This is a genomic window from Mesorhizobium sp. B2-5-11 (assembly GCF_006440835.1).
Taxonomy (GTDB): Bacteria; Pseudomonadota; Alphaproteobacteria; order Rhizobiales; family Rhizobiaceae; genus Mesorhizobium.
Genome location: NZ_VFUK01000020.1, coordinates 43289 through 65535 on the forward strand (window position 1 = coordinate 43289; position 22247 = coordinate 65535).

At 64.5% G+C, this 22247-nt stretch carries 18 protein-coding genes and 1 pseudogene; 11 read left to right on the top strand and 8 right to left on the bottom strand.

The genetic code is table 11. From position 1 onward, the window contains the following. Positions 1-16: 16 nt before the first annotated feature. A complete protein-coding gene (locus FJ490_RS31735; protein WP_140625620.1) occupies positions 17-1363 on the bottom strand; it encodes an O-antigen ligase in 1347 nt (448 codons plus the stop codon). Further along, the gene (locus FJ490_RS31740; RefSeq protein WP_140625621.1) at positions 1332-2330 is read right to left on the bottom strand and encodes a glycosyltransferase; all 999 of its coding nucleotides are present in this window, start codon (positions 2328-2330) and stop codon (positions 1332-1334) included. Before FJ490_RS31740 ends, FJ490_RS31735 begins: the two co-directional genes overlap by 32 nt. 171 nt (positions 2331-2501) lie before the next feature. Here FJ490_RS31740 and FJ490_RS31745 point away from each other — a divergent pair, with 171 nt between their 5' ends. From FJ490_RS31745 to FJ490_RS31755, 3 genes are read left to right on the top strand one after another with little or no spacing between them, the layout of a single operon-like run. After that, positions 2502-3674: a glycosyltransferase family 4 protein gene (locus FJ490_RS31745; RefSeq protein ID WP_140728604.1), complete on the top strand. Its 1173-nt coding sequence runs from the start codon at positions 2502-2504 to the stop codon at positions 3672-3674. Next, on the top strand, positions 3671-4465 hold the full coding sequence (locus FJ490_RS31750) for a WecB/TagA/CpsF family glycosyltransferase (protein ID WP_140728605.1): 795 nt from the start codon (positions 3671-3673) through the stop codon (positions 4463-4465). The genes FJ490_RS31745 and FJ490_RS31750 overlap by 4 nt, the downstream gene beginning before the upstream one ends. After that, entirely contained in the window at positions 4462-5391 is a 930-nt protein-coding gene (locus tag FJ490_RS31755) for a DUF6492 family protein (RefSeq protein WP_140728606.1), read from the top strand. The genes FJ490_RS31750 and FJ490_RS31755 overlap by 4 nt, the downstream gene beginning before the upstream one ends. 46 nt (positions 5392-5437) lie before the next feature. Here the strand turns inward: FJ490_RS31755 and FJ490_RS31760 are convergent, their stop codons facing one another. Continuing rightward, a complete protein-coding gene (locus FJ490_RS31760; RefSeq protein ID WP_140728607.1) occupies positions 5438-6733 on the bottom strand; it encodes a lipopolysaccharide biosynthesis protein in 1296 nt (431 codons plus the stop codon). 199 nt (positions 6734-6932) lie between these two features. Here FJ490_RS31760 and FJ490_RS31765 point away from each other — a divergent pair, with 199 nt between their 5' ends. The 7 genes and pseudogenes from FJ490_RS31765 (at position 6933) to FJ490_RS31795 (ending at position 14303) form a co-directional block, all read left to right on the top strand. Beyond that, a complete protein-coding gene (locus FJ490_RS31765) occupies positions 6933-9527 on the top strand; it encodes a GumC family protein (RefSeq protein WP_140728608.1) in 2595 nt (864 codons plus the stop codon). A 240-nt stretch (positions 9528-9767) separates the two neighbouring features. Beyond that, positions 9768-10667, top strand: coding sequence for a bifunctional methylenetetrahydrofolate dehydrogenase/methenyltetrahydrofolate cyclohydrolase FolD (gene folD / locus FJ490_RS31770; protein WP_140728609.1), 900 nt, complete (start codon positions 9768-9770; stop codon positions 10665-10667). Positions 10668-10722: 55 nt separating this feature from the next. After that, complete coding sequence (locus tag FJ490_RS31775) at positions 10723-11685, top strand: GlxA family transcriptional regulator (protein ID WP_140501084.1); 963 nt, start codon at positions 10723-10725, stop codon at positions 11683-11685. Between the two features lie 88 nt (positions 11686-11773). Beyond that, entirely contained in the window at positions 11774-13453 is a 1680-nt protein-coding gene (locus FJ490_RS31780; protein WP_140728610.1) for a VWA domain-containing protein, read from the top strand. Between the two features lie 40 nt (positions 13454-13493). Further along, a pseudogene (locus FJ490_RS33440) lies at positions 13494-13869 on the top strand (hypothetical protein); the annotation flags it as partial. Further along, the gene (locus tag FJ490_RS31790) at positions 13781-14056 is read left to right on the top strand and encodes a BrnT family toxin (RefSeq protein WP_140501088.1); all 276 of its coding nucleotides are present in this window, start codon (positions 13781-13783) and stop codon (positions 14054-14056) included. The pseudogene FJ490_RS33440 and the gene FJ490_RS31790, both read left to right, overlap by 89 nt. Then, positions 14025-14303: a helix-turn-helix domain-containing protein gene (locus tag FJ490_RS31795; RefSeq protein WP_140501090.1), complete on the top strand. Its 279-nt coding sequence runs from the start codon at positions 14025-14027 to the stop codon at positions 14301-14303. Before FJ490_RS31790 ends, FJ490_RS31795 begins: the two co-directional genes overlap by 32 nt. 326 nt (positions 14304-14629) lie before the next feature. Here the strand turns inward: FJ490_RS31795 and edd are convergent, their stop codons facing one another. The 3 genes from edd to zwf all read right to left on the bottom strand — a co-directional run bounded on the left by edd (position 14630) and on the right by zwf (position 18717). After that, on the bottom strand, positions 14630-16474 hold the full coding sequence (gene edd, locus FJ490_RS31800) for a phosphogluconate dehydratase (RefSeq protein WP_140525577.1): 1845 nt from the start codon (positions 16472-16474) through the stop codon (positions 14630-14632). A gap of 72 nt (positions 16475-16546) precedes the next feature. Then, positions 16547-17263: a 6-phosphogluconolactonase gene (gene pgl / locus FJ490_RS31805; protein ID WP_140728611.1), complete on the bottom strand. Its 717-nt coding sequence runs from the start codon at positions 17261-17263 to the stop codon at positions 16547-16549. Then, a complete protein-coding gene (gene zwf / locus FJ490_RS31810; protein ID WP_140501096.1) occupies positions 17245-18717 on the bottom strand; it encodes a glucose-6-phosphate dehydrogenase in 1473 nt (490 codons plus the stop codon). Before zwf ends, pgl begins: the two co-directional genes overlap by 19 nt. Positions 18718-19030: 313 nt before the next feature. On the opposite strand from zwf, the gene FJ490_RS31815 reads away from it, so the two are divergent. Then, positions 19031-19777, top strand: a complete 747-nt coding sequence (locus FJ490_RS31815; protein ID WP_140686547.1) for an SDR family oxidoreductase — start codon at positions 19031-19033, stop codon at positions 19775-19777. A 67-nt stretch (positions 19778-19844) separates the two neighbouring features. Here the strand turns inward: FJ490_RS31815 and FJ490_RS31820 are convergent, their stop codons facing one another. Continuing rightward, positions 19845-20693, bottom strand: a complete 849-nt coding sequence (locus FJ490_RS31820) for an SH3 domain-containing protein (RefSeq protein ID WP_224680611.1) — start codon at positions 20691-20693, stop codon at positions 19845-19847. 224 nt (positions 20694-20917) lie between these two features. After that, positions 20918-22204: an FAD-binding oxidoreductase gene (locus FJ490_RS31825; protein ID WP_140728612.1), complete on the bottom strand. Its 1287-nt coding sequence runs from the start codon at positions 22202-22204 to the stop codon at positions 20918-20920. Between the last annotated feature and the right edge of the window lie 43 nt (positions 22205-22247).

Below are 22247 nucleotides of genomic sequence, written 5' to 3' on the forward strand. Positions count from 1 at the left end.
CAACGGGGAAGCCCTGTCAGGTGGAGTGGCCCAATCGCGCGCCACGACCGGCGTTGCGCAGCGCGACCGGGCGCAGCGAAACTTGTCTGAGCCCAAGCACACCGAGCACGAAGAACAGCCACACCGGATCGCCGCGATGAAAGAAGAAGCTTTCGAGGAAGGCGTTGAGCGCGGCGAACAGCACCACCATCATGAAGAAGTCGCCGAGATAGATGTTTTCCTTGCGCAAGGGAATGCGCATGTAGTCGCGCAAAGGGGCGATCAGGAAAGTGTAGACCGCCACGCAAAGGGCCGGAATGCCCATCAGCACCGCGATATCGAGATAACCGTCATGGCCATGCACGATAGTCCTGATATCCCACGGCCGGTCGAAGGGCTGATCCTGGTTGAGCAGCAGCGGCGTTCCCCAGAAGCTCTCATAGCCGTAGCCGGTCCACGGTTTCTTCGCCAGCATCTCGCCGGCGAACTCCCAGAGCGTGGTGCGCCCGGTATAGGTCAGGCCGGGGAAATAGATCGCCGCCAGCTGTTTCACCGGCGGCAGGAAAACGATGCCCAGCGTGCCGACCGCGGTAGCGACGATCGCCAGCGCGAACAGGATCGGCGTGCCGAGCCGCATGCCGACGATGCTTGGAAACATGACGATCAGGATCGAGAACGGCACCAGGCCGGCCGTGGTCTTGGATCCGGTGTGCAGCATGAACACCATCGCCGCGAAGAAAATTCCGGCGCCCCAGAACCGCTGCCCGCGCCGGAAGAGATAGAGGCCGGCGAAACTGAAGCAGGCCATGACCGGGCCGGCGATGTTCTTGTGGGTGAAGACGCCGCGCCACAGGCCGGCATGTTCGGGTTCCTGCGAATCGGCCGTGTGCATTGCCTCGTGCGGAAAGACGATGAGGCCGAGATAGGACAGGCCCATGACGGCCACCGCGGTGAAGATGATGACCTTCGAGAAGGAATCCGCGTCGCGCGGCAGCACAAGGATGGTCGCCATGGTCAGGATGCCGATCATGGTGAAGGAGGCGGCGCGCATCGCCGAGGGCGGGTCTGTCGCCAGCACCACCGACAGGAAGAAGAAACCCAGCATCAGCATCCAGGAAGGGCTGAGCAGCGAACGCACGATGCGCGGCTCGGCGAACGCCATCAGCGAAAAGATGGAAACGGCGCCGAGCGAGCCGAAGCCGAGCTGGTTGACGATGTCGCCGCCTTCGCCGGTGAGTTCCGCGCCCGCGGGCTGGAACGGGCGGAAGGATATCAGGATGACGGTGAACAGCAGCGCCGCGATCGCGGTTGCCACGCCGTCGCGTGTGAACGCGGCGCTGAGCGGCGCGCGCTCAGTTCTTTTCAGGCTGGCGGTATTGCTCATTGGCATATCCGAATTCGGCCAGCACGCGGCCCAGCGCCACATGGACAGGGTAGATGGCGGCCGCCGGCGATCCTGTCCGCGCCAGCCTGGCGGCGCCGCGAAATGGCGAGGCGGCAAGCAGGGCCAGGCTCCTCAGCAACACCCTGACGCCGGCCAGCGGGGTGCCGGCGCGTTTCTTCTTTTCGACCAGCGTCGAGATCACGCCGTTGCGCAGGCTGCGGGCGCGGATCCAGTCGGCCTCGACCCGACGGGCCGGGACGGTCTCGGTCACCCTGGCCTCGGCGCACCAGCCAAGCACGAAGCCGCGCTGCGCCGCCCGGCTCAGGAAGTCGGAATCGCCGCCGCCCATGAAATTGAATCTCAGGTCGAGGAACGGCGGCCCCATGGCGGTAAGCACGTTGCGCCCGACCAGGAGATTGCCGGACGAATAGAGCGCCGGCACGAGGCCCGTCTTGCGGTAGGGCGGCGCGAAGACCGGATGCTTGGCCCAGCGCGCATGGGCGGGATCGGCGAAGTCGGGCACTTGCGGACCGCCGACAACATCGGCGCCAAGGCTCTCGGCCGCCGCGCACATCCGTTCCAGCCAGTGCGGATCGGCTATCTCGTCATCGTCGATGACCAGCAGGTGCCTGAAATTCGGGAAATGCAGGATCGCCGTCTGCCAGCCGGCATTGTAGGCGCTGCAATTGCCGCGCTGATGCGCGATGATCACCATGCCCGGTATGTCGCCGCGCTCGAACAGCGGCAGCGACGCCTGGGCGCCGGCACGCGCCTCGGCCTCGTTCTCCATGACGATGACGGCAAAGCGCCTGCCGGTCTGCTGCGCCCGCAGCGACGCCAGCGTTTGCAGGACCTGGTCCGGCCGCTTGAAGGTCGGCAAGGTGACGACGGCTTCGACGGCCTCCGTATCAAGCCGGGGGGATCGTCCCGCGATCGATACCGAACCGTCCGATTGCAAAGGGATCATCCGTGTCAGCCGCATGGTGGGTCGAGTTCTGTTAGCACCACGACGATAACGTTTCGTTAATCACCTTTCACGGAGTGGCCCTTCAGGCGGGGGTTTTGGGCCGTCGATGCGCGCGCGTTTAATCAAGGGTTCACCGCGCTTTGCTACCGGCTGCACCACAGGATAGGTGAGATGCATCTGCTGTTCGCCACATCGATCGTGCCCGATGGCGCTCTCGCATCGGGCTACGAGATCGCCAATGCTGCAATCATCGCTGCCTTGCGGCGCGCCGGCGCGCGCGTCACCGTCATCGGCTTCATCTGGCCGGGGAAAGCCGCGGCCGATCCTGAAAACACCATCGTGCTGGGTGCCGTCGACGTGCGCACCGAAAATGCTTCAGCGCTACAAAAGCTTGCCTGGGTGGGCAAGGCGGTGCTTTCGGGCCTCACCTTCGCGTCGGCCAAGTTGCGTGCGGTCTCCGATGCCGAAGTCCTCGCCGCCATCGAGCGCGCCGGCCCCTTCGACGGCTATGTGCTTAATTCCGTGCAGTTCGCCGGCGCCTTCGAAAAGCTCTTCGACGAGCGGCCTTCGATCTTCGTCGCCCACAATGTCGAGCATCTTTCGGCGCGGGAAAATGCCGCTGCCGCCCCGGGCATCTTCCAGCGCCTGTTGTTCCGCCGCGAGGCAAGGCTGCTCGAGAGCGTGGAAGAGCGTCTGTGCCGCCGCGCGCGTTTCGTCTTCACGCTGGCCGAGGAAGACCGTTCGGCACTTGGCGTGGCCTCCGACGACCGCTCGGCGGTGCTGCCGCTGGTGACGGGCGCCACGCCACCGGCGCGTAACGGCCGGCGCAAGATTGAGTGCGACGCCGCGCTGATCGGCACCTGGACCTGGCAGCCGAACCGCATCGGGCTCGGCTGGTTCCTGGACAAGGTGGTACCGCATCTGCGCCCGGACTTCCGCATCAGGATCGCCGGCAGCATGCCGTCTGACATCGCCTCGACGCATCCCGGCGTCGCTTTCGTCGGACGCGTGCCGGACGCCCAGGCTTTCATACGCGGCGGCGCCGTCATCCCGCTCATCAGCACCGCCGGCAGCGGCGTGCAATTGAAGACGATCGAAACGTTCGAGCTCGGCCTGCCCGCCGTTGCCACCAGCCACGCGCTGCGCGGCATTGACCATCGCCCGGTCAATTGCGCGGTCACCGACGATCCGGTCGCCTTTGCCAAGGCGCTGGAGACCGCGGCGGCCGACATAAGCGACGTTGACGGCAGCGCGTTCCACCGCCGGCAGCTCAAGGCGCTGGACGCCGCCATTCGGTTTGGCCTGGAGAAGCTCGGTCCGGTCATGCAGGAGGCGTTTGCATGAACATGCACGCCGCCCGCGCCTCGTTCGGGCCCGACACATTGAAGACGATCTTCGGCATCTCCGTGCTCGCCATTCGCTGGGACGACGCGATCGCCCTGCTGACGCGGCTGATCGCGGAACGACGCTTCACCAAGGTCAGCTTCCTCAACGCCCATAACGCCAATCTCGCCTACACCGATCCGGTGTTCGCCCAGGCGCTCGACGATTTTCTCATCCTGCCGGACGGCATCGGCGTCGATCTCGCAGCGCAGCTTCTCTATGGCGCGCCGTTCCCGGACAATCTCAACGGCACCGACTTCGTGCCGGCCTTTCTGCGGTCGGTGACCCGGCCGCTGACCGTGGGGCTGCTCGGCGCGACGCGCGTCAATGCCGAGGCCGCGTCGAAGAAGCTCGCGGCGATTGCCGTCCAGCACAGCTTCGTGGTCATCCATGACGGCTACTTCTCCGCTGCGCAGGAGCCGGAAATCATCGAACGCATCGCGGCGCTGCGGCCTGATATGCTGCTGGTCGCCATGGGCGTGCCGCGCCAGGAATTGTGGATCGAACGGCACATCGACGAGCGCCACTGCACGCTGCCGGTCGCGGTCGGCGCGCTGCTGGATTTTCTCAGCGGCGCCGTGCCGCGCGCGCCCTTGTGGATACGGCGCCTCAGGCTGGAGTGGCTGTTTCGGCTGGCGGTCGAGCCGGGACGGCTCTGGCGCCGCTATGTGGTCGGCAACCCCTTGTTCCTGTGGCGGGTCCTCAAACAGAAATTGTTGAACCGGCCCCAAGCCGCCGGAGACGTCCGTTGAACGAGAGGTTCGTTCCGGGCGCGATCGCCGAACCCGGACTGCTTCGGGCAACGCCGACGGCAGCCATGGTGACGGCAAGCTATGCGCCGGATTTCGAGCGTTGCCGCTTGCTCTGCGAAACCCTCGACCGGCACGTCACGGGCGTCGCGCATCACTACATTCTGGTCGAAGGCCGCGACGTCAAATTGTTTCGACGGTTGGAGAGCGCCAACCGTTCCGTCGTCGACGAACGTGAGCTGCTGCCGCGCTGGCTGCATGTCTTCGACGATCCGCTCAGCCTGTTCCGGCGGCGCGTCTGGCTCAGCTTGAAGACGCAGCCGCTCCGCGGCTGGCACGTGCAGCAACTGCGCCGCATCGCCGTTGCGGCGCACGCATGCCAGGACGTCCTGGTCTTCTGCGATTCCGACGTCGCCTTCCTGAAGCCTTTCGATTGCGGCGCGTTCTGGCGCGACGGCAAGGCGCGGCTGTTCCGCCGTGACGGCGTGCTTGCGCAGGACGGTCATGACGAGCATCGCATATGGTCGCGCAATGCCGGCTCCGCGCTCGGCATCGATCCGTCGAGGAATTCGGTTCACGATTACATTTCGACGCTGATCGCCTGGCGCCGCGACACCGTGCTGGCCATGTGCAGTCGGATCGAGGAGGTGCATGGCCGAAACTGGGTCGAGGTCGTCGGCTCGGCGCGCAGATTCTCCGAATGCATGATCTATGGCCGCTATGTCGACGATCTGCTGGACGGCGCTGGCCACTTCCATGGCTCGGAAGAATTCTGCCGCGTCCACTGGACCGGTGAGGCGCTGTCGGATGATGAATTCCGTCGCTTCGTTGGCGCCATGGCGCCCGAACAGGTGGCGATCGGCATGCAGTCCTTCATCGGCACCGATACCGGCCGCATCCGCCGGCTGATCGGGCTCGACCGATCCTGATCCTGAAAAGCGAACCGGTTCTCGGAAAGACTGCCCGGATGAAGGATCAGATCGCCTTCGCCGGCTTGCGCAGCGCCGAATAGGTCAGCAGCATCGACGCGAGATAGAGCAGCAGGAAGACGACGTTGAGCGACAGCACCAGCTTCGATGTGTCGGCAATGGTTGTCAGCACATAGGTCAGCAGCAGCGCCTTGAGAGCGGCGAGCAGGCCGAGATTGAGCGCCCGCACCAGCGTCTGGCCGCGCGCGAACAGAAGTTCCGCCTGGTATTCGACCAGATTGCGCAGTCCCGGAACGCCGATCGCAAGCGCCACCAGGGGAGCGGCCTCCGAGACGTTCTTGCCGAGCGCCCCGGGGAAGAAATGCAGCACCACGGCAAGCGCCAGCAGCGCCAGCGTCGAGACCGCGAATACGCCGCCTTCGATGCCGCTCTTGACCGCCAGCCGTGACAAGAGCTCCGGGGCGCGCATCATGCGCTGCACCAGCATCATGGAGAAGGTGCGGATCGGGATCGCCGTCAGGTCGACCAGCCGCATGATGATGGCATAGATGCCGGCCAGGTGCGGCCCGCCGATCGCCAGCACCAGAAGCTTGTCGAACTCCATCTGCAGGTAGAACAACACCTCGGCGCCGGCGACGTAGATCGAATCGGCGAGCCGCCTGAGATAGAGCTCGCCGCGCAGCCGCAGCCGCTGGCGCGGATAGAAGAGGCCGAACGCGACCAGCAGCGAGGCCGCGTTCGCGCCGATATAGAACCAGGACCACACCCAGACGCTGTGTTGCGCCCAGAACATGAACAGCACCGCGCCGGCTGCCCGCAACGCCGTCGCCAGGATCGCCAGCACGGCGGCACGGCCGAATTTGCCGAGACCGTTGTTGACGATCAGCGCCACCTCCACCGGCCGCCACAGAAGCGCCTCGGCAAAGACGATTGCCGCGAACACCGGCAGCGGCACGGTGCTGGCAAAGAAGATCAGGTAGACGATGTAGGAGGCCGCGGCGAGCAGCGGCAACGAGACGATGCCCAGCAGCAGGAAGCCTGCGGTGAAGGTGCCAATCAGGTTGGGGCGGATGGTGGCGGTGCGGTAGAGTGCCGAGATGAAGCCGAAGGCCAGAAGCCGCGACAGCATCACTCCGGCGGCCGAGGCGGTGGCGAACATGCCGAACTCGGCGATGGAAAGCGTATTGGCCAAGGCGATGAAGTAGGCGAGTGAAAACACCAGCCGCCCGCCGGCGCCGCTGATCGCTGAAAAATAGTCGCGAACAATCCCCCGTCTTTCGGCCACGAAGGTGCCGATCCGGGCGAGGGGCCGCCTCTGCGGTATGTCGCTAGCCTCAGTCATAGGTCAGGGAAAGGCATAGGCGGCAAAGTTTAACGTGCCCTTCTGAAATCTTCCTGCATCTGCTGAAATTCCAAGCAGCCGGCATCAAGCAATGCTTTCGGCCGCCTAAAATTAACCTTTTGTTTTCTATGCTTGTTTAGCGTGGCTTAACAAATGGCCGACTGCCGCTGTCTGGCGGCTGAAAGTAAGCTCCGCGACAATGGGCGACAGGGAAAATCGTGAGGACTGGAGGCGCGAGCGATCCTTGCTGGCGCTTGGCCAAGCCGTGCGCGGTGAGGACGAGGCATCGCTGGTCTCGCTAGGGGATCGGGCAAATCCGTCATGGCGCGAGGATGCCGCCACACGTCATCGCCTGGCGCGTTCGCAGCGCGAGGCGAAGATGAATCCGGCGCCTTCCGCATCCACCGCAACGCAACGCTTGCAGCCGGGCGGCGAGCCGGCTCCGGCGTCCGCCGGCATTTCGCGTTCGCACGATGGGGCCGGTATCGGCGGTTCGGACTCGGCGATGCCGTATGAAGAGACGGTTCCTGAGATCGCCTCGAGCGTTGATTCCCCGCGCAGCACATCCGAACCGCTGAGCGCGAGCGAAGCGGGAGCATCTCCTGGCGAGGATGCCGACAGCCAGCAATGGAAGCCCCTGATCGATCCGATGCAGGTGGTTCGCGGCGTCGCCAGGTCCAAAGCGCTGATCATCACCACGACGGTACTGGGCGCGGCGCTCGGCGTTGCGATTGCCCTGTCGACGCCGAAGAAATACGAGTCCACCACCGAACTGATCGTCGACCCGCGCGACCTGAAGCTTACGGATCGCGATCTCACCCAGGCGGTGGTCATGCCCGACGCGGCGCTCGTCAACGTCGAGAACCAGATCAAGTTGCTGACCTCCGGCACCGTGTTGAACAAGGTTGTCCAGGAGCTCAACCTTGTCGACGACCCCGAGTTCAACGGCCAAGGCAATGGCGGCCTGAGCGTCATATCGCTGATCCGCTCGATCCTGTTGCGCCAGGACGGACCGGGCGGTGTCGACCAATCCCGCCGCCTTTCCCTTGCCATCGTCAGCCTGGCCGAGAGCGTTTCGGTCGAGCGCGGCGGCAAGACCTCCGTGATCACCATCGGCGTCACCACGCAGGACGCCCAGAAATCGGCGCTCATCGCCGAAACGATGACGAAGGTCTTCCTGCAGACTTCGGGTGAAATCCAGTCCGACACTGCCGGCCGGGCCAACAACGAACTGACGGCGAAACTCGACGAGATGCGCAAGGGCGTCGAGGCGGCCGAGCGCAAGGTCGAGGATTTCAGGGCCACCCATGATCTTGTCGACGCGCAGGGCCATCTGATCAGCGACGACCAGATGCTCAAGCTCAACGAGCAGCTTTCCGTCGCTCGCGCCCGCACGCTGGAGCTGAACGCCCGCGCGGCCTCGGCACGTCAGGTCAACGTGAATTCGGTGCTCAGCGGCACCTTGCCGGAAGAGATCAACTCCAACTCCATGAGCGATCTGCGCTCGCAATACGCAACGCTCAAACAGGAGGCTGATCGGGCAGCGGTCCGGCTCGGACCGCGCCATCCCGAGCGCCAGGCGCTCGAGGCCCAGCTCACCGGCGCGCGCGAACGCATCGTCGCCGAACTCAGCCGCATCGCGTCGTCGCTGCAGGTTGACCTCAAACGCTCGGTCCAGCTCGAACAGGACCTTGCTTCCCGCCTGGCGCAGATGAAGGTGCGCAGCGGCGACGTCAACAGCGACCTTGTCTCGATGCGCGAACTGGAACGCGAGGCCTCGGCCAAGCGCTCGGTCTATGAGCAATATCTCCTGCGCGCCAAGGAGACCGGCGAGCAGAAGAATATCAACACCGCCAATATGAGCGTCATCTCGCCCGCCTCCATTCCGCTGGAGCCGAACGGGCCGTCGCGCGCCGTGGTGGCGCTTGCCGGCCTGCTGCTGGGCTTTGCCTCCGGCGTTGGTCTCGGCGCCATGCGCGGCGCCTATGAAAGCCTGCGTGAGACCGCCGGGTCACGATCCCGCCGTGACCGCAAGATAGAGGAGCGCCGGGCGCCGCTCGATGACCAGGCATTCCGGGCGCCGCCTCCGCCGGCGCCGCCGATACCGCAAGCATCGCCGCCGCAATCACCGCCGCCGCCACCAGCATCAGTGCCGCCGCTTGCCGCGCAGCCCGGAGCCGCTGCCACCGAGGGTCCAAGCCGGATCGGCTTGCTGATGTCGAGGCTGCGCAAAGCCGTGTCCCGCAAGCCCGGCACCGAGGCGCAGGACGATGCGTTTCCCGGTGCATCTGCATCGGCCGCTGTCGCCGAAGAGGGCCGGCCGGCGAGCACTCCGGCATTTCCCGGCTATCCGGCTCCGGATTCCGCCTTTGGACATCGCCCGCCAGCTCCAGACTATCCGCGGCCATCTTTTCAGCCAGACGCGGACGCCGGATATACGCGGCCCATGGGACCGCCATTGCGGTCGCCCCTGGTGCCGCAGCAGGCGATGTATCCGGCCTCGTCCCATCCCTATGCGCAGCCCTTGGTCTATCCGCACATGCAGCCTTGGCAGACGCGGTCGGCGGCAGGCCATCCCCAGGCCACGGCGCCCTATGGCGCGCCCATGCCCTACCCGGCCGCACCCGCTCCGGCTCAGCCGTCGGCCTATCCCGCCGCGCCGCTGGAGCAGCCCGCCGCCGCCGAGAAGGGCGCCGAGCAGGCGTCGATCGAGGAAATTCGCGCCAGCCTGCGCGAATTTCGCGAGGCTGTTCGCGAGCTTACCGAGAGCCGCGCGGGCCGCCGCTATTTCTGAGCCACAAGATAGTCTCCTGTGTCGAACAAAAGCGCGCCGGTTTCGCGTAAACGGCATCGGACGGCGCTTTGACGGGATTGCGTGTTCGAATTTTCGTCAAAATGCCGCGCGGTGTCTTGCCGGAGACGCAGCCCGGCTGGCCGGGCCATGCAGGCTTCGGCACGCGCTTGAGAAAAGGATCCAAAGCGCCGCATTTTCAGACGCGGCCGGTTTGGCGGAACGTATCGAGGGGTGATTCATATGGCCGGAGTGATTGACGGCAAAAGCGTTGCCGAAGACGTGGTGCGGACGGTGAAGACCCTGACCGCCGAGCTTGTCGCCAAGGGCAAGATCCAGCCCGGCCTCGCCGTGGTTATCGTCGGCGAGGATCCGGCGAGCCAGGTCTACGTCGCCTCCAAATCCCGCACCGCCAAGGAATGCGGCTTTCATTCGGTCCAGCACACGCTGCCGGCGGACACCTCCCAGGAGGCGCTGCTCAAGATCATCGCCGACCTCAACGCCGATCCCGCCATCAACGGCATCCTGGTGCAGCTTCCGCTTCCCGCCCACATCGACGCCGGCAAGGTCATCCAGGCGATCGCGCCGCAGAAGGATGTCGACGGCTTCCATTTCATCAATGTCGGCAAGCTCGGCACCGGCGAACTCGACACCGCTTTCGTTCCCTGCACGCCCGCCGGCTCGATGCTCCTGATCGAGCGCGTGCGCGGCAAGGATCTGTCGGGCCTCAATGCCGTCGTCGTCGGCCGTTCCAACATCGTCGGCAAGCCGATGGCCAATCTCCTGCTCGCCGCCAATTGCACCGTCACCATCGCGCACAGCCGCACGAAGGATCTGCCGGGGCTGGCCCGCACCGCCGACATTCTCGTCGCCGCCGTTGGCCGGCCGGAGATGATCAGGGGCGATTGGGTGAAGTCCGGCGCAACCGTCATCGACGTCGGCATCAATCGCATCCCGGCCCCGGAGAAGGGGGAGGGCAAATCCCGCCTCGTCGGCGACGTCGCCTATGCCGAAGCGGCGAAGGCCGCCGGCGCCATCACGCCCGTGCCCGGCGGCGTCGGGCCGATGACCATTGCCATGCTGATGGCCAATACGTTAGCCTCCGCCTACCTTGCGGTCGGGTTGAAACGGCCCTCCTTCTGACCACCAGAAAGCAGCAGCTTTGCCGAACCCAACTATTCCCTTGGAACGGCCGGTCATGAATGATCCCGTTCAAGGCGGCCGGCAATTCGCATTCCTGCTGGTCGACAAGTTCTCCATGTTCTCGCTGGCCGCCGCGATCGACACGTTCCGTTCGGCGAACCGGCTGCTCGGCCGCGATTTCTACGGCTGGACGACGGTATCGGCCGATGGCGATCCGGTGATGGCGTCCAACGGCTTGCCGCTCAAGATCGACTATGCGGTTGCCGACCTTCCGCCGGTCGACATCCTCTTCGTCTCGGTCGGGCTGACCACGGAGTTTCCCGGCAAGAGCAAGGTTCTGGCGGCGCTGCGCAGCTGGGGCCGGCGCGGCAATGCGCTCGGCGCGCTGTCGGTCGGATCCTATTTGCTGGCCGAGGCCGGCCAGCTCGACGGCTATCGCTGCACCATCCATTGGGAGAACCGCGCCGGCTTCGTCGAGCGCTTTCCCGACATCAACTGCACTGGCAACGTCTTCGAGATCGACCGCAAGCGGTACACCTGCGCCGGCGGCACCACCTCGATCGACCTGATGCTGGAGATCGTGCGCGGCGACTTCGGCTCGAACCTCGCCAATGGCGTCGCCAACCAGTTCCAGCACGAGCGCATCCGCTCGGCCGGCGACCGCCAGCGCGTCGGGCCGGAGCGCGATCTCACCGGCAAGTCGGAGAAGCTCAGGCGCATCGTCGAGCTGATGGCCGACCATCTCGACGAGCCGCTCTCGGCGGTGCAGCTCGCCAAATCGGCCGGCCTTTCGGTGCGTCAGGTGGAGCGTTTGTTCCTGCGCCACCTCAACGTCACGCCCGGCCGCTACTACATGCGGCTGCGGTTGGAGCGGGCGCGCGAATTGTTGCGCCAGACCAACATGCCGATCCTCGATGTGGCGATCGCCACCGGCTTCACCTCGCATTCCTATTTTGCCCAGAGCTACCGGCTGCAGTTTGGCCGTCCGCCTTCCGAAGAGCGCCGCACCACCTACTAAGCCTCGGACAAGCCGCGTCCGGGCTTGTGTCCCAGGGTGGGCTCAAATAGCTTCAGCCGGCGGACGGGCGGCTACTCAGGAGATTTTGATGGCGGGACTTGCACGGAGCGTCGCTGCGGCGTTTCTCCTTTTGTCGATGACGACATTCGGCTTTGCCGCGAACAAGGTCATCATCATCCTCGACGCTTCAGGGTCGATGTGGGCGCAGATCGACGGCAGGCCCAAGCTCGAAATCGCCCGTGAGTCGCTGAGAAGCGTGCTGCAATCGGTTCCCGCCGACGATGAACTCGGTTTCATGGCCTATGGCCATCGCAAGAAAGGCAGTTGCGAGGATATCCAGCTGATCGTACCGCCGCAGGCCGGCTCGGCGAGCGCGATTTCGGCCGCGGCCGACAGCATGAAATTCCTCGGCAAGACGCCGCTGACATCAGCCGTCAAGCAGGCGGCCGAAGCGCTGAAATACACCGAGGACAAGGCGACCGTCGTTCTCATCACCGACGGGCTCGAGACCTGTGGCGGCGATCCTTGCGCGCTTGGCAAGGAACTCGAATCGTCCGGCGTCGATTTCACAGCCGACGTTGTCGGCTTTGGCCTTACGGCCGACGAAGGCAAGCAGATCGCTTGCCTCGCCGACAACACCGGCGGCAAGTACATCCAGGCGTCCGACGAGAAGGCGCTGCGGCAAGCTTTGGTCGAAACCGTCGCCGCACCGGCGCCGTCACCGCCCCCCGCGCCGGCGCCGGCAACCGAACCGGCGCCAGCGCCAGCGCCTGCGCCGGAGCCTGCAAGGCCTGCTTTCAATTTCCAGCCGACCGTGGTGATGGCCGAAGGCGGCGAGCCGATCACCGACGGCAATGCCTGGGAGATTTACAAAGCCAACCCCGACGGCTCGCGCGGCGAGTCCGTCACCACCGAATATGGCAGCTATAGCGGCAAACTCGATCCCGGCGACTATATCGTCGTCGCGCGCGACGACGAAGCCAAGGTCGAGCAGAAGGTCAAGATCGAGGCCGGCCAGGTCCAAAAACCGCTCTTTATCCTGAACGCCGGCACATTGATCATCCACCCACATGCAAGCCAGGGCGCCGAGATCAGCAGCGAAGCCCGCGTCGATTTCGGCTATCCCGGTGGCAGCACCACCCATTACGGCGACACCCAGGCCATCGTGCCGGCGGGCGAACAGAAGGTGACGGTGCAGATCGGTGCCGGCACGGTGACGGAAACAATCCAGCTCGCCGCCGGGCAGACCGTAGAAAAGGACGTCGTGGTCGGCGTCGGCCAGGCCATGCTCAATGCCTACTATACGTCTGGCGGCGAGAAGGCCGACAATTCGGCCATCGGCTTTGAGATCGTCAAGGCGAAGAAGAAGATCGACGGCAGCCGCGACAGCGTCGAGCACTCCTATGGGGCCGACAGCAAGTTCTGGCTGCCGCCCGACGACTATGTGGCGGTGACAACGCTCGATCTCGCCGTCGTCGAGCAGCCTTTCAGCATCAAGCCCGGCGACAGCCAGGACGTGAAGGTCGTGCTCGATGCGGGCGTGCTCGCAATATCGGCGCCCGGCGCTTATTCGATTGAGGTGTTTTCGTCGAAAAAGGACATCGATGGCAAGCGCAAATCGCTCGGCTTCAACTACGGCGACAACTGGCAGCAGACGATCCCCGCCGGCGATTATGTCGTCGTCCGGCATATGTCGGATGAGGGTCATGACAAGGAGATGCCGGTGACAGTCAAGGCTGGCGAACGGGCCGAGATCACGGTTCAGTAGGGTTTGGTTGTCAGCAACAGAAGGGGCGGCCCACGAGCCGGCCTACCAGGCCGGTCTCGATTGGCGAACCGTCAAGTCAATCAACGACACCTACGACATTCCGGCCGTGCTGAAAGCTCGACCATGGCCGAGATGCGATGAATGTGCTGCCCGAAATCGCCGGCGCTTTAGCCGGCCGAGCGAAGGTTTACCCAGCGGCTCCAGTTACCATACCGAGCGGTTTAAGCGCCTTTCCTCTGTGGGTTTGTCGCGCTCCTAAAACCCTCGACATTTCACGAGTGAAAAGGGATTTGCGATCTATACGGAAATCCCGTATGATTGTAGCCCATGACGCAGGACAGGTTCGACTCTGCCAAGGATGCGGCGAATCGCGAAAAGCACAAATTACCGCTGGCCTTTGGCGATCGGATTTTTGAGGACGACAACCATCTCATTATCCCCTCCATCCGAGAGATCGACGGCGAGGAACGGTTCAAGGTGGTCGGCATCGTCGGGGAGAAGCTGTTCACCGGCGTCTTCGTCTGGCGGGGTGAACAGCCCCGCTTCATCTCAGTGAGAAGGAGCAACAAGGGTGAAGAACGAGCATATCTCGCTACCTGCTGACCCGGCTGACGCCGATGACTTCGACGTGACGGCTGGGGCGATGGACCGGGGCCAGCGCGCCCGCCTGATCCGCAAGACGAGGACCGGGCTTGGCCTGTCGCAGTCCGAGTTCGCCAGCCGCTTCCGGGTTCCGGTCGGCACGCTACGCGATTGGGAGCAGGCGCGGGCAACCGCGCCGGATTTCGCTATCGCCTATGTGCGCGTGATCGGTCAGCATCCGGACATGGTGGCGAAGGCCGTCGCATAGCTGGCGTCACCGAGGAGTTTCGGCTTGCATGTCGTAGTTTCGGCAGCTTCGCGAATTTGCCCATATGGCGAGCTGACGAAAAATTGAGATTTTGTGGTGATTCGGAGGAATCATGAACAGCTAGCGTACGCCGCCAGCGGAGAGCAGTTGCATTCGAGAAGCACAGTGGGGCGAGTTATTTACGGAAAGCCTTGTGCTTTGCCCTTTCGGCCACGTCCGATCTCAGAAATCCTAATCTTCGCAACAAAATAACCGGCTTTGACGACGATCCCCGCGACAAGCAAGTAATCCACATTTCAGCTACGGCGGCCAGGAGCCGTCCCTTTTCATTGCAGTGCGAATTCCGCTGCGTCGGTTCCAAACGCGCTGGCCCCATGGTCGGCTCGACCCACCAGCTGACGGAACCCGGCGAAGAGCTCACGGCCGAAGCCGAACTCATTGCCGATGAGATCGGCTTCCGCCGTCCGACGCAGCGCGAATTCCGCTGCCGGTACCAGCACTTCAAGCGTGCCGGCATCCGCATCCAGCCGGATGATGTCGCCGTCGTGGATCCTGGCGATCGGGCCGTCCTCGACCGCTTCCGGCGTGACATGGATCGCCGCCGGCACCTTGCCGGAGGCGCCGGACATGCGCCCATCCGTGACCAGTGCGACGCGCTGGCCGCGATCCTGCAGGATGCCGAGCACGGTGGTCAGCTTGTGCAGTTCCGGCATGCCGTTGGCCTTCGGCCCCTGGAAGCGGATGACGGCGATGAAGTCGCCGGTGAGCGTGCCGGCCTTGAAGGCTTCGTTCAGCCCTTGCTGGCTGTCGAACACTTTGGCCGGCGCTTCGATGAGGCGCCGTTCCGGCTTCACCGCGGACGTCTTGATGACGGCATGGCCGAGATTGCCGGCCAGCACTTTGAGGCCGCCCGTCGGCTGAAAGGCTTTCTTGAACGGCGCCAGGACCTTCGCGTCGCCACTCGCGCGCGGGGCGGCTTCGCGCACGACGCTGCCGTCGGCACCGAGCTTTGCCTCGACTGCGTAGGGCCGCAGGCCTTCGCCCCATACCGTCTGCACATCTTCATGCAGCACGCCTTCGTCGAGCAGCTCGCGAATGAGGAAGCCGAGCCCGCCGGCGGCATGGAAATGGTTCACATCCGCAAGCCCGTTGGGATAGACGCGCGCCAGGAGCGGCACCGCTTCCGAGAGGTCGGAAATATCCTGCCAGGTCAGCGCGATCCCAGCGGCTGCGGCCATGGCGATCAGATGAATGGTATGGTTGGTCGAGCCGCCGGTCGCGTGCAGGCCAACCACGCCGTTGACGATGGAACGCTCGTCGATCATCCGCCCGACCGGCGTATAGGCGTTGCCAAGCGCGGTGATCGCCAGCGCCCGCTTGGTCGCCTCGCGGGTCAAGGCGTCTCGCAGCGGCGTGCCCGGATTGACGAAGGAAGCGCCTGGCGTGTGCAGGCCCATGATCTCCATCAACATCTGGTTGGAGTTGGCCGTGCCATAGAAGGTGCATGTCCCCGGTCCATGGTAGGATTTGGACTCGGCCTCCAGCAGTTCGGCGCGGCCTGCCTTGCCCTCGGCATAGAGCTGGCGAACCCTGGCCTTTTCATCGTTGGGCAGGCCTGTCGTCATCGGCCCGGCCGGAATGAACACCGCCGGCAGATGGCCGAAGGTCAGTGCCGCGATCACCAGCCCGGGCACGATCTTGTCGCAGACGCCCAGATAAACGGCGGCGTCGAACATATTGTGCGACAGGCCGATCGCGGCCGCCATGGCGATGACATCGCGCGAGAACAGCGAAAGCTCCATGCCCGGCTGCCCCTGGGTGACACCGTCGCACATCGCCGGCACGCCGCCGGCAACCTGGGCGATGCCGCCGGCCTCCCGCGCCGCTTCCTTGATCAGCGCCGGGAATGTCTCGAAGGGCTGATGCGCCGACAGCATGTCGTTGTAGGAGGTGATGATACCGAGGTTCGGCACCTTGTCGGCACCCAGCGCCACTTTCTCCGAGGGGCTGCACACGGCAAAGCCATGGGCAAGATTGCCGCAGGACAGCACCGCCCGGTTGGCGGTCTGGTTCGATGCGCTGGCGATGCGGCCGAGATAGCGCTCGCGGCCCGGCTTGGAGCGTTGGCGGATGCGCTCCGTGATGGCTTCGATATCGCGTCTTGCGGTCATGGCGTTCGGTCCTTTCAAGCGAGGTCCCGGAAACATCCTCCCGCCGTTTGCCGGGACCAGATAAGTCTAGAGTTAGGGTGCCCAGAAAACCTCTACAGGCCTGGGGGCGGCGTCGAGCACGGCGCGGATCGGCTTTCGCGGACCGGGTGCCACCGCGCCGTCGAAGGCGGTGCGTTTGTCCTCGCCCTCTATGTGCAGCGCCAGGAAGCCGGCATCGACGATGCGCGCCAGCGACAGGGTCAGCCGCGGCTCGCCGGCGCTTGCCGCATGAACCGGCAGCACGATCCTGTGCGAGGACGGGTCGAGCAATTTCGCCAGATTGTCGGCGTCGGGAAAGAATGAGGCGGTATGGCCGTCAGGTCCCATGCCGAGCACGGCGACGTCGAGCGGCCAGGGCAGGGACTGGAGCGCCGCATTGTCCGATGCCGCGGCATCCTCGATGCTGACGGCTTCGTGATAGAGCGGCACGAACCGTGCCGCCGCAGCCGCGTTCTGCAACAGATTGGCGGCCACCAGTCCGGCATTGGAACGCGGCGAGGAGGCCGGCACGAAGCGCTCGTCGATCAGCGTCACCGTTACCTTGTCCCAGGCGATCGGTATTCCCGACAGGGCAGCAAAGAATTTTGCCGGCGTCGTGCCGCCGGAAACGGCCAGTAACGCCGTGCCGCGCGCCGCGATTGCCTTTGCCAGCCGGTCGGCGACGCGGCCGGCCAGCGCAGCCGCCAGTTCCGCGCGGTCGGAAAAGCCATTCCAGTTGTAGCTGGCGCTGTTCAATTGCTCTCGTGCCATGTCCGCCCGTCACGTTCGATCAGCGCTATCGAGGCCGAAGGTCCCCAGGTGCCCGCCGTATAGCCCTGCGCCTCCTGCCTGGCGCTTTCCCAGGCGTTCTGGATCGGGTCGATCCACCTCCACGCGGCCTCGACCTCGTCGCGGCGCATGAACAGCGTCTGGTTGCCGCGCACGACATCCATGATCAGCCGTTCATAAGCGTCCGGCGCGCGGCCGTCGAAGGACTGCGCGAAGCTCATGTCGAGCGAAATCTGCCGCAGCCGCATGCCGCCCGGACCCGGGTCCTTGATCATGATGAATTGTTTGACGCCTTCGTCGGGCTGCAGCCGGATGACCAGCTGGTTGGCGAAGATCGGCCCGGCGCTGTCGCCGCCGAAGATCGAATGCGGGATCGGCTTGAACTCGATGACGATCTCCGAGACCCGGGTTGCCAGCCGCTTGCCGGTCCTGAGGTAGAACGGAACGCCTGCCCAGCGCCAGTTGCCGATCTCGGCCTTGATCGCGACGAAGGTTTCGGTGTTGCTGTCCTTGCCGAGCTCCTCGACATAGCCTTTCACCGGCCCGCCTGCGGAAGCGCCGGCGCGGTATTGTCCACGCACCGTGTGCTTCGGCGCCTCGTTGCCGTTGATGCGCTTGAGCGCGCGCAGCACCTTCAGCTTCTCGTCACGCACGGCGTCGGCGTCCATCGACGATGGCGCTTCCATGGCCACCAGGCAGAGCAGTTGCAGCATATGGTTCTGCACCATGTCGCGCAGCGCGCCGGCCTTGTCGTAATAGGTGACACGGTCTTCCAGGCCGACCGTCTCGGCGACGGTGATCTGCACGTGGTCGATATGGGCGGAATTCCACAGCGGCTCGTAGAGCGCATTGGCAAAACGCAGCGCCATCAGGTTCTGCACCGTTTCCTTGCCGAGATAGTGGTCGATGCGGAAGATCTGGCTTTCGTGGAAATCGTCGCCGACCAGATCGTTGAGCGTTTGCGCAGAGGCGAGGTCGCGGCCGATCGGCTTCTCCAGCACGATGCGCGAATTCGGCGTGATCAGGTCGTGTTCTTTCAGCTTGTGCGAGATGTCGCCGAACAGCGCCGGCGCCACCGCCAGATAGAAGGCGCGGATGCAGTCGCTGTCACCGATCGCCTTTTTCAGTCTGTCGAACCCCGCGCCGCTCGTGGCATCGGCCGGGACATAGGAAAGCCGCGCCAGGAAGGTCTTGAGCTCCTTGGGATCGATATCGGCCGCCTTGACGTGGTCGGAAATAGCCTGCTTGGCGAAAGCCCGAAATTCGTCATCACTCATCTTCGAACGCGATGTGCCGATGATGCGGGTTGGCTCGGAAAATTGATGGTCGCGCTGGCGATAGTAGAGCGACGGCAGAAGTTTGCGTTCCGACAGGTCGCCGGTGCCACCGAAAATGATGAAGTCGAAAGGGTCGACGGGGATGATCTGGCTGGTCATGGTCTATCCGCTTTGACGCCGGTCGCGAGTACGCGGCTGATATATTCTAATCGATTTAAATTTTCCAGTGCCATGGTGTCACATCGACGACCGATCGCTACATATTTGCGTCGGTCCAGATGTGCGCTTGACACTGGCACCAAGCGAAGGCTTGTCGGCAAACGACAACTCCGCCAAGCCTTCGCAGTTGCAGCATAGGACGTGAATGTGACGAAAGCTAAGGGAGAATCAGCGCTTTGCCTGTCGTGGCACAGGCCATGACGCCGGCAGCCCGCGGTAAAAGCCACGCGATGAACCCAGGGAGCGGAAAAACATGCGTCTGAAGGACAAGGTCGCCATCGTCACCGGGGCCGCTTCGGGTTTCGGCGAGGGCATTGCCCGTCGCTTCGCCGAGGAGGGCGCCAGGATCGTCGTGGCCGACCTCAATGCCAAGGGCGCCGAACGCGTAGCCGGCGAGATCGGCGAGGCGGCGATCTGGACCCAGACCGACGTTTCGCAGCGCTCCGAATTCGACGAGATGGTCCATGCCGCCAAAAGCGCCTTCGGACGTATCGACATCATGGTCAACAATGCCGGGTTCACCCATCGCAATGGCGACATGCTCGAAGTCGACGAGTCGACGTTCGACCTGATCACATCGGTCAACATGAAGGCCATCTATCATGCTGCCCTTGCCGTCGTGCCGATCATGGAGCGGCAAGGCGGCGGCGTCATCCTGACCACGGCCTCCACCGCTGGCCTGCGCCCTCGGCCCGGCCTCACCTGGTACAACGCCTCCAAGGGCTGGGCGATCACCGCCACCAAGTCGATGGCGGTGGAACTCGCGCCGAAGAACATCCGCGTCAACTGCCTGTGTCCGGTGGCCGGTGAGACCGGCATGCTGGAAAAATTCATGGGCGCCGATACACCCGAAATCCGCGAGAAATTCCGCGCCTCGATCCCGCTCGGCCGGCTTTCGACCCCGCTCGACATCGCCAATGCGGCACTGTGGCTGGCATCCGACGAGGCCGCCTTCATTACTGGGGTTGCACTGGAGGTCGACGGCGGGCGCTGCATCTGACGCACACCGTCATCGCTGCGCCAAAGATCGGCTCGGCCGTGCCTGCCTTGATCGGGGCGCTGGTGCGTCAGGCGCCGGTCTTGATGTAAGTTTTGTAGACCCAGCCTGTCTTGCCGTTGTAGACGATCTGGCACCAACGCTTGCAGCTCATCACTTGCACCGAGGTCTTGGCGGGCACCGTGACGATGGCGGCCGCATTCTTCTTCGGGCCGCTACGCATAGTCACGGCCCTGAGGATGCGCCCGGTGCCAGCCGCGGCCGCTTTGCGCGGTTCGGCCTTGCTGTCGTCATGCTGCGCGGCAGATTGCTGCGACGCTACTTGTGGTTGCGCGGCCGGAATGGCGGCGGTCTGCGCGCCATCGGGACTGCTGCCCGCCGCCGGGGCCGGTGCGGCGACCTTGGCGAGCTCGGTGGCGGCGTCGGTGTCGGCAGCGGGTTGCGCGAATGCCGCCGCCGCCGGCTTGTCAGGCGTCTGCCCGGCCTTGCTCGCCGACTGGCCGGAAGCAGCCGGTGCGGTCTTCGATTGGGACGCGGTCCAGCGCGGGTCGTTCGCCGCGAGCGCCGGAATGGCGGCTTCCGAGACAGCCACGGTCGGCGAGACCTGGTCGGACTTTCGCGCCGCTTGCGGCACCGCCGCCGCGGCCGCCGTGATCCCCGCTGGCGCGATCTTCGTCGTCTTCACCGGAACGGCCGGAATGGCTTGCTCTGGATTGGCAACCGCTTGCCGCTCGTTCGCCGGCAACGCCAGCCACAGTGCCACCGCGGCCACGCCGAGCAGCGCGGCCGTGCCGACCGCGGCAATCACCAGATGCGAGTTCGAACGGACTTCCTGCCAGAATGACGGGCGCATGTCGTAGCCGAACTGCATGGCAAAGCGCCGACGTTCCGGAGCACCGAAACTGAAGGGCTCTCTCACTCTTGCCACCTCCATAAGGGGCCGATGTTCTTCGATCAAACACCGCAATGCGTGCGTCGGTCGCACCGGTCCCAAATCAAACAGCGGGCGGGCCCGCAGAAAATCCCCGTCTATATTCGCCTAGAGATTGCACTTTTTGCCCGCGATTGTGGCATCAGTGCGCCATTGCTGAAGATTCTGCAACGCTTGGATGTCGCGGCCCCCATGATATTACTCAACAATTGTTAAATCCTGTCGCGCAACGCGAACCAGTTGAGCGCCAGGAAAAGCAGCGGCGCGCGCAAGCGCCGGCCACCGGGGAACGGCGGAATCTTCAAATCCTCGATCAGCTTTAGCCGGTCGCGGTTGCCGGCTACCGTTTCGGCATAGAGCTTGCCGAAGAAGTTCGACAGCATGACGCCGTGGCCGGAATAGCCGCCGGCCGAGATCACATTCGGCATCACTTCCCGCACGAACGGCTTTCTCGGCACCGTGATGCCGACATAGCCGCCCCAGCCATGCGTGATTTCGACGTCCCTCAGTGCGGGATAGAGTTCCGCGATCTGGCGGCGGATATGGATATGGATGTCCTTGGGGTCGTTGACGCCGTAGACCTCGCGTCCGCCGAACAGCAGCCGGCCATCCCTCGACTTGCGGAAGTAGCGCACGACGAAGCGGGAATCATCGACGGCCTCGCCGCCCGGCAGCACGTTCGAATCCGCTCCAAGCGGCACGGTCGCGCCGATGAACGAGCCGATCGGCATGATGTGCGCGGCACTCACCGGTTCGAGCGTGCCGCCATAGGCATTGACCGCGATCAGGCATTTCTGCGCTGTGATCGTCCCCCTGGCTGTCGAAACCTTCACCGTGCCGCCGCTCGAAACAATGCCGGTCGACGGCGTCGCTTCGAACAATCGTGCGCCGGCCTGTGCCGCCGCCCGCGCCGTGCCGATCACCAGTTTCATCGGATGGATATGGCCGGTGCCGGTGTCGCGCGTCCCGCCGAAATAGGCCGTCGAGCCCAGCCGCTGCGCAGTTTCCGTCGCGTCCATGAACGAAATGTGCGGATAGGAGAAGCGGCTGGCCATGATCTCGGCATGCGCCTTGTAGTCGTCGACATAGCGCGGCTTGTGCGCAACCGAGAGCTGGCCCGGCATGTAGTCGATATCGATCTGGTTGGCGGCGGCGAATTCGAGCAGATGCGCCTTCGCCTCCTCGGCGAGGTCGAACAGTGCCTTGGCGCGGGAAAACCCGTACTCGGCCTCCAATTCCTCGGCCCAGGCGCGCTGCCCCGTGCCGAGCTGGCCGCCATTGCGCCCGGAAGCGCCGTCGCCGAAGCGATACGCCTCGATCAAGACCACATTGCTACCAGCCTTGGCCAGATGCACCGCCGCCGACAGGCCGGTGAAACCGCCCCCGACGATAACGACGTCGCAGCTCCGGTCACCGTCCAGCACCGGATATTCGGGTCGCAGGCCGGCCGTGTCCTCGTACCAGGAACGGCCGGGGGAGATCGGGGATTGGTAGGGCATGATGCTCACGCAGTAGGGCAGTAGGGGAGTAGGGGAGTAGGGG

What these genes read in the sequence shown, in the direction of transcription:
- FJ490_RS31735 (WP_140625620.1), bottom strand. Translation starts at nt 1,363, where the DNA reads ATGAGCAATACCGCCAGCCTGAAAAGAACTGAGCGCGCGCCGCTCAGC.
- FJ490_RS31740 (WP_140625621.1), bottom strand. Translation starts at nt 2,330, where the DNA reads ATGATCCCTTTGCAATCGGACGGTTCGGTATCGATCGCGGGACGATCC.
- FJ490_RS31745 (WP_140728604.1), top strand. Translation starts at nt 2,502, where the DNA reads ATGCATCTGCTGTTCGCCACATCGATCGTGCCCGATGGCGCTCTCGCA.
- FJ490_RS31750 (WP_140728605.1), top strand. Translation starts at nt 3,671, where the DNA reads ATGAACATGCACGCCGCCCGCGCCTCGTTCGGGCCCGACACATTGAAG.
- FJ490_RS31760 (WP_140728607.1), bottom strand. Translation starts at nt 6,733, where the DNA reads ATGACTGAGGCTAGCGACATACCGCAGAGGCGGCCCCTCGCCCGGATC.
- FJ490_RS31765 (WP_140728608.1), top strand. Translation starts at nt 6,933, where the DNA reads ATGGGCGACAGGGAAAATCGTGAGGACTGGAGGCGCGAGCGATCCTTG.
- folD (WP_140728609.1), top strand. Translation starts at nt 9,768, where the DNA reads ATGGCCGGAGTGATTGACGGCAAAAGCGTTGCCGAAGACGTGGTGCGG.
- FJ490_RS31775 (WP_140501084.1), top strand. Translation starts at nt 10,723, where the DNA reads ATGAATGATCCCGTTCAAGGCGGCCGGCAATTCGCATTCCTGCTGGTC.
- FJ490_RS31780 (WP_140728610.1), top strand. Translation starts at nt 11,774, where the DNA reads ATGGCGGGACTTGCACGGAGCGTCGCTGCGGCGTTTCTCCTTTTGTCG.
- FJ490_RS31790 (WP_140501088.1), top strand. Translation starts at nt 13,781, where the DNA reads ATGACGCAGGACAGGTTCGACTCTGCCAAGGATGCGGCGAATCGCGAA.
- edd (WP_140525577.1), bottom strand. Translation starts at nt 16,474, where the DNA reads ATGACCGCAAGACGCGATATCGAAGCCATCACGGAGCGCATCCGCCAA.
- pgl (WP_140728611.1), bottom strand. Translation starts at nt 17,263, where the DNA reads ATGGCACGAGAGCAATTGAACAGCGCCAGCTACAACTGGAATGGCTTT.
- zwf (WP_140501096.1), bottom strand. Translation starts at nt 18,717, where the DNA reads ATGACCAGCCAGATCATCCCCGTCGACCCTTTCGACTTCATCATTTTC.
- FJ490_RS31815 (WP_140686547.1), top strand. Translation starts at nt 19,031, where the DNA reads ATGCGTCTGAAGGACAAGGTCGCCATCGTCACCGGGGCCGCTTCGGGT.
- FJ490_RS31825 (WP_140728612.1), bottom strand. Translation starts at nt 22,204, where the DNA reads ATGCCCTACCAATCCCCGATCTCCCCCGGCCGTTCCTGGTACGAGGAC.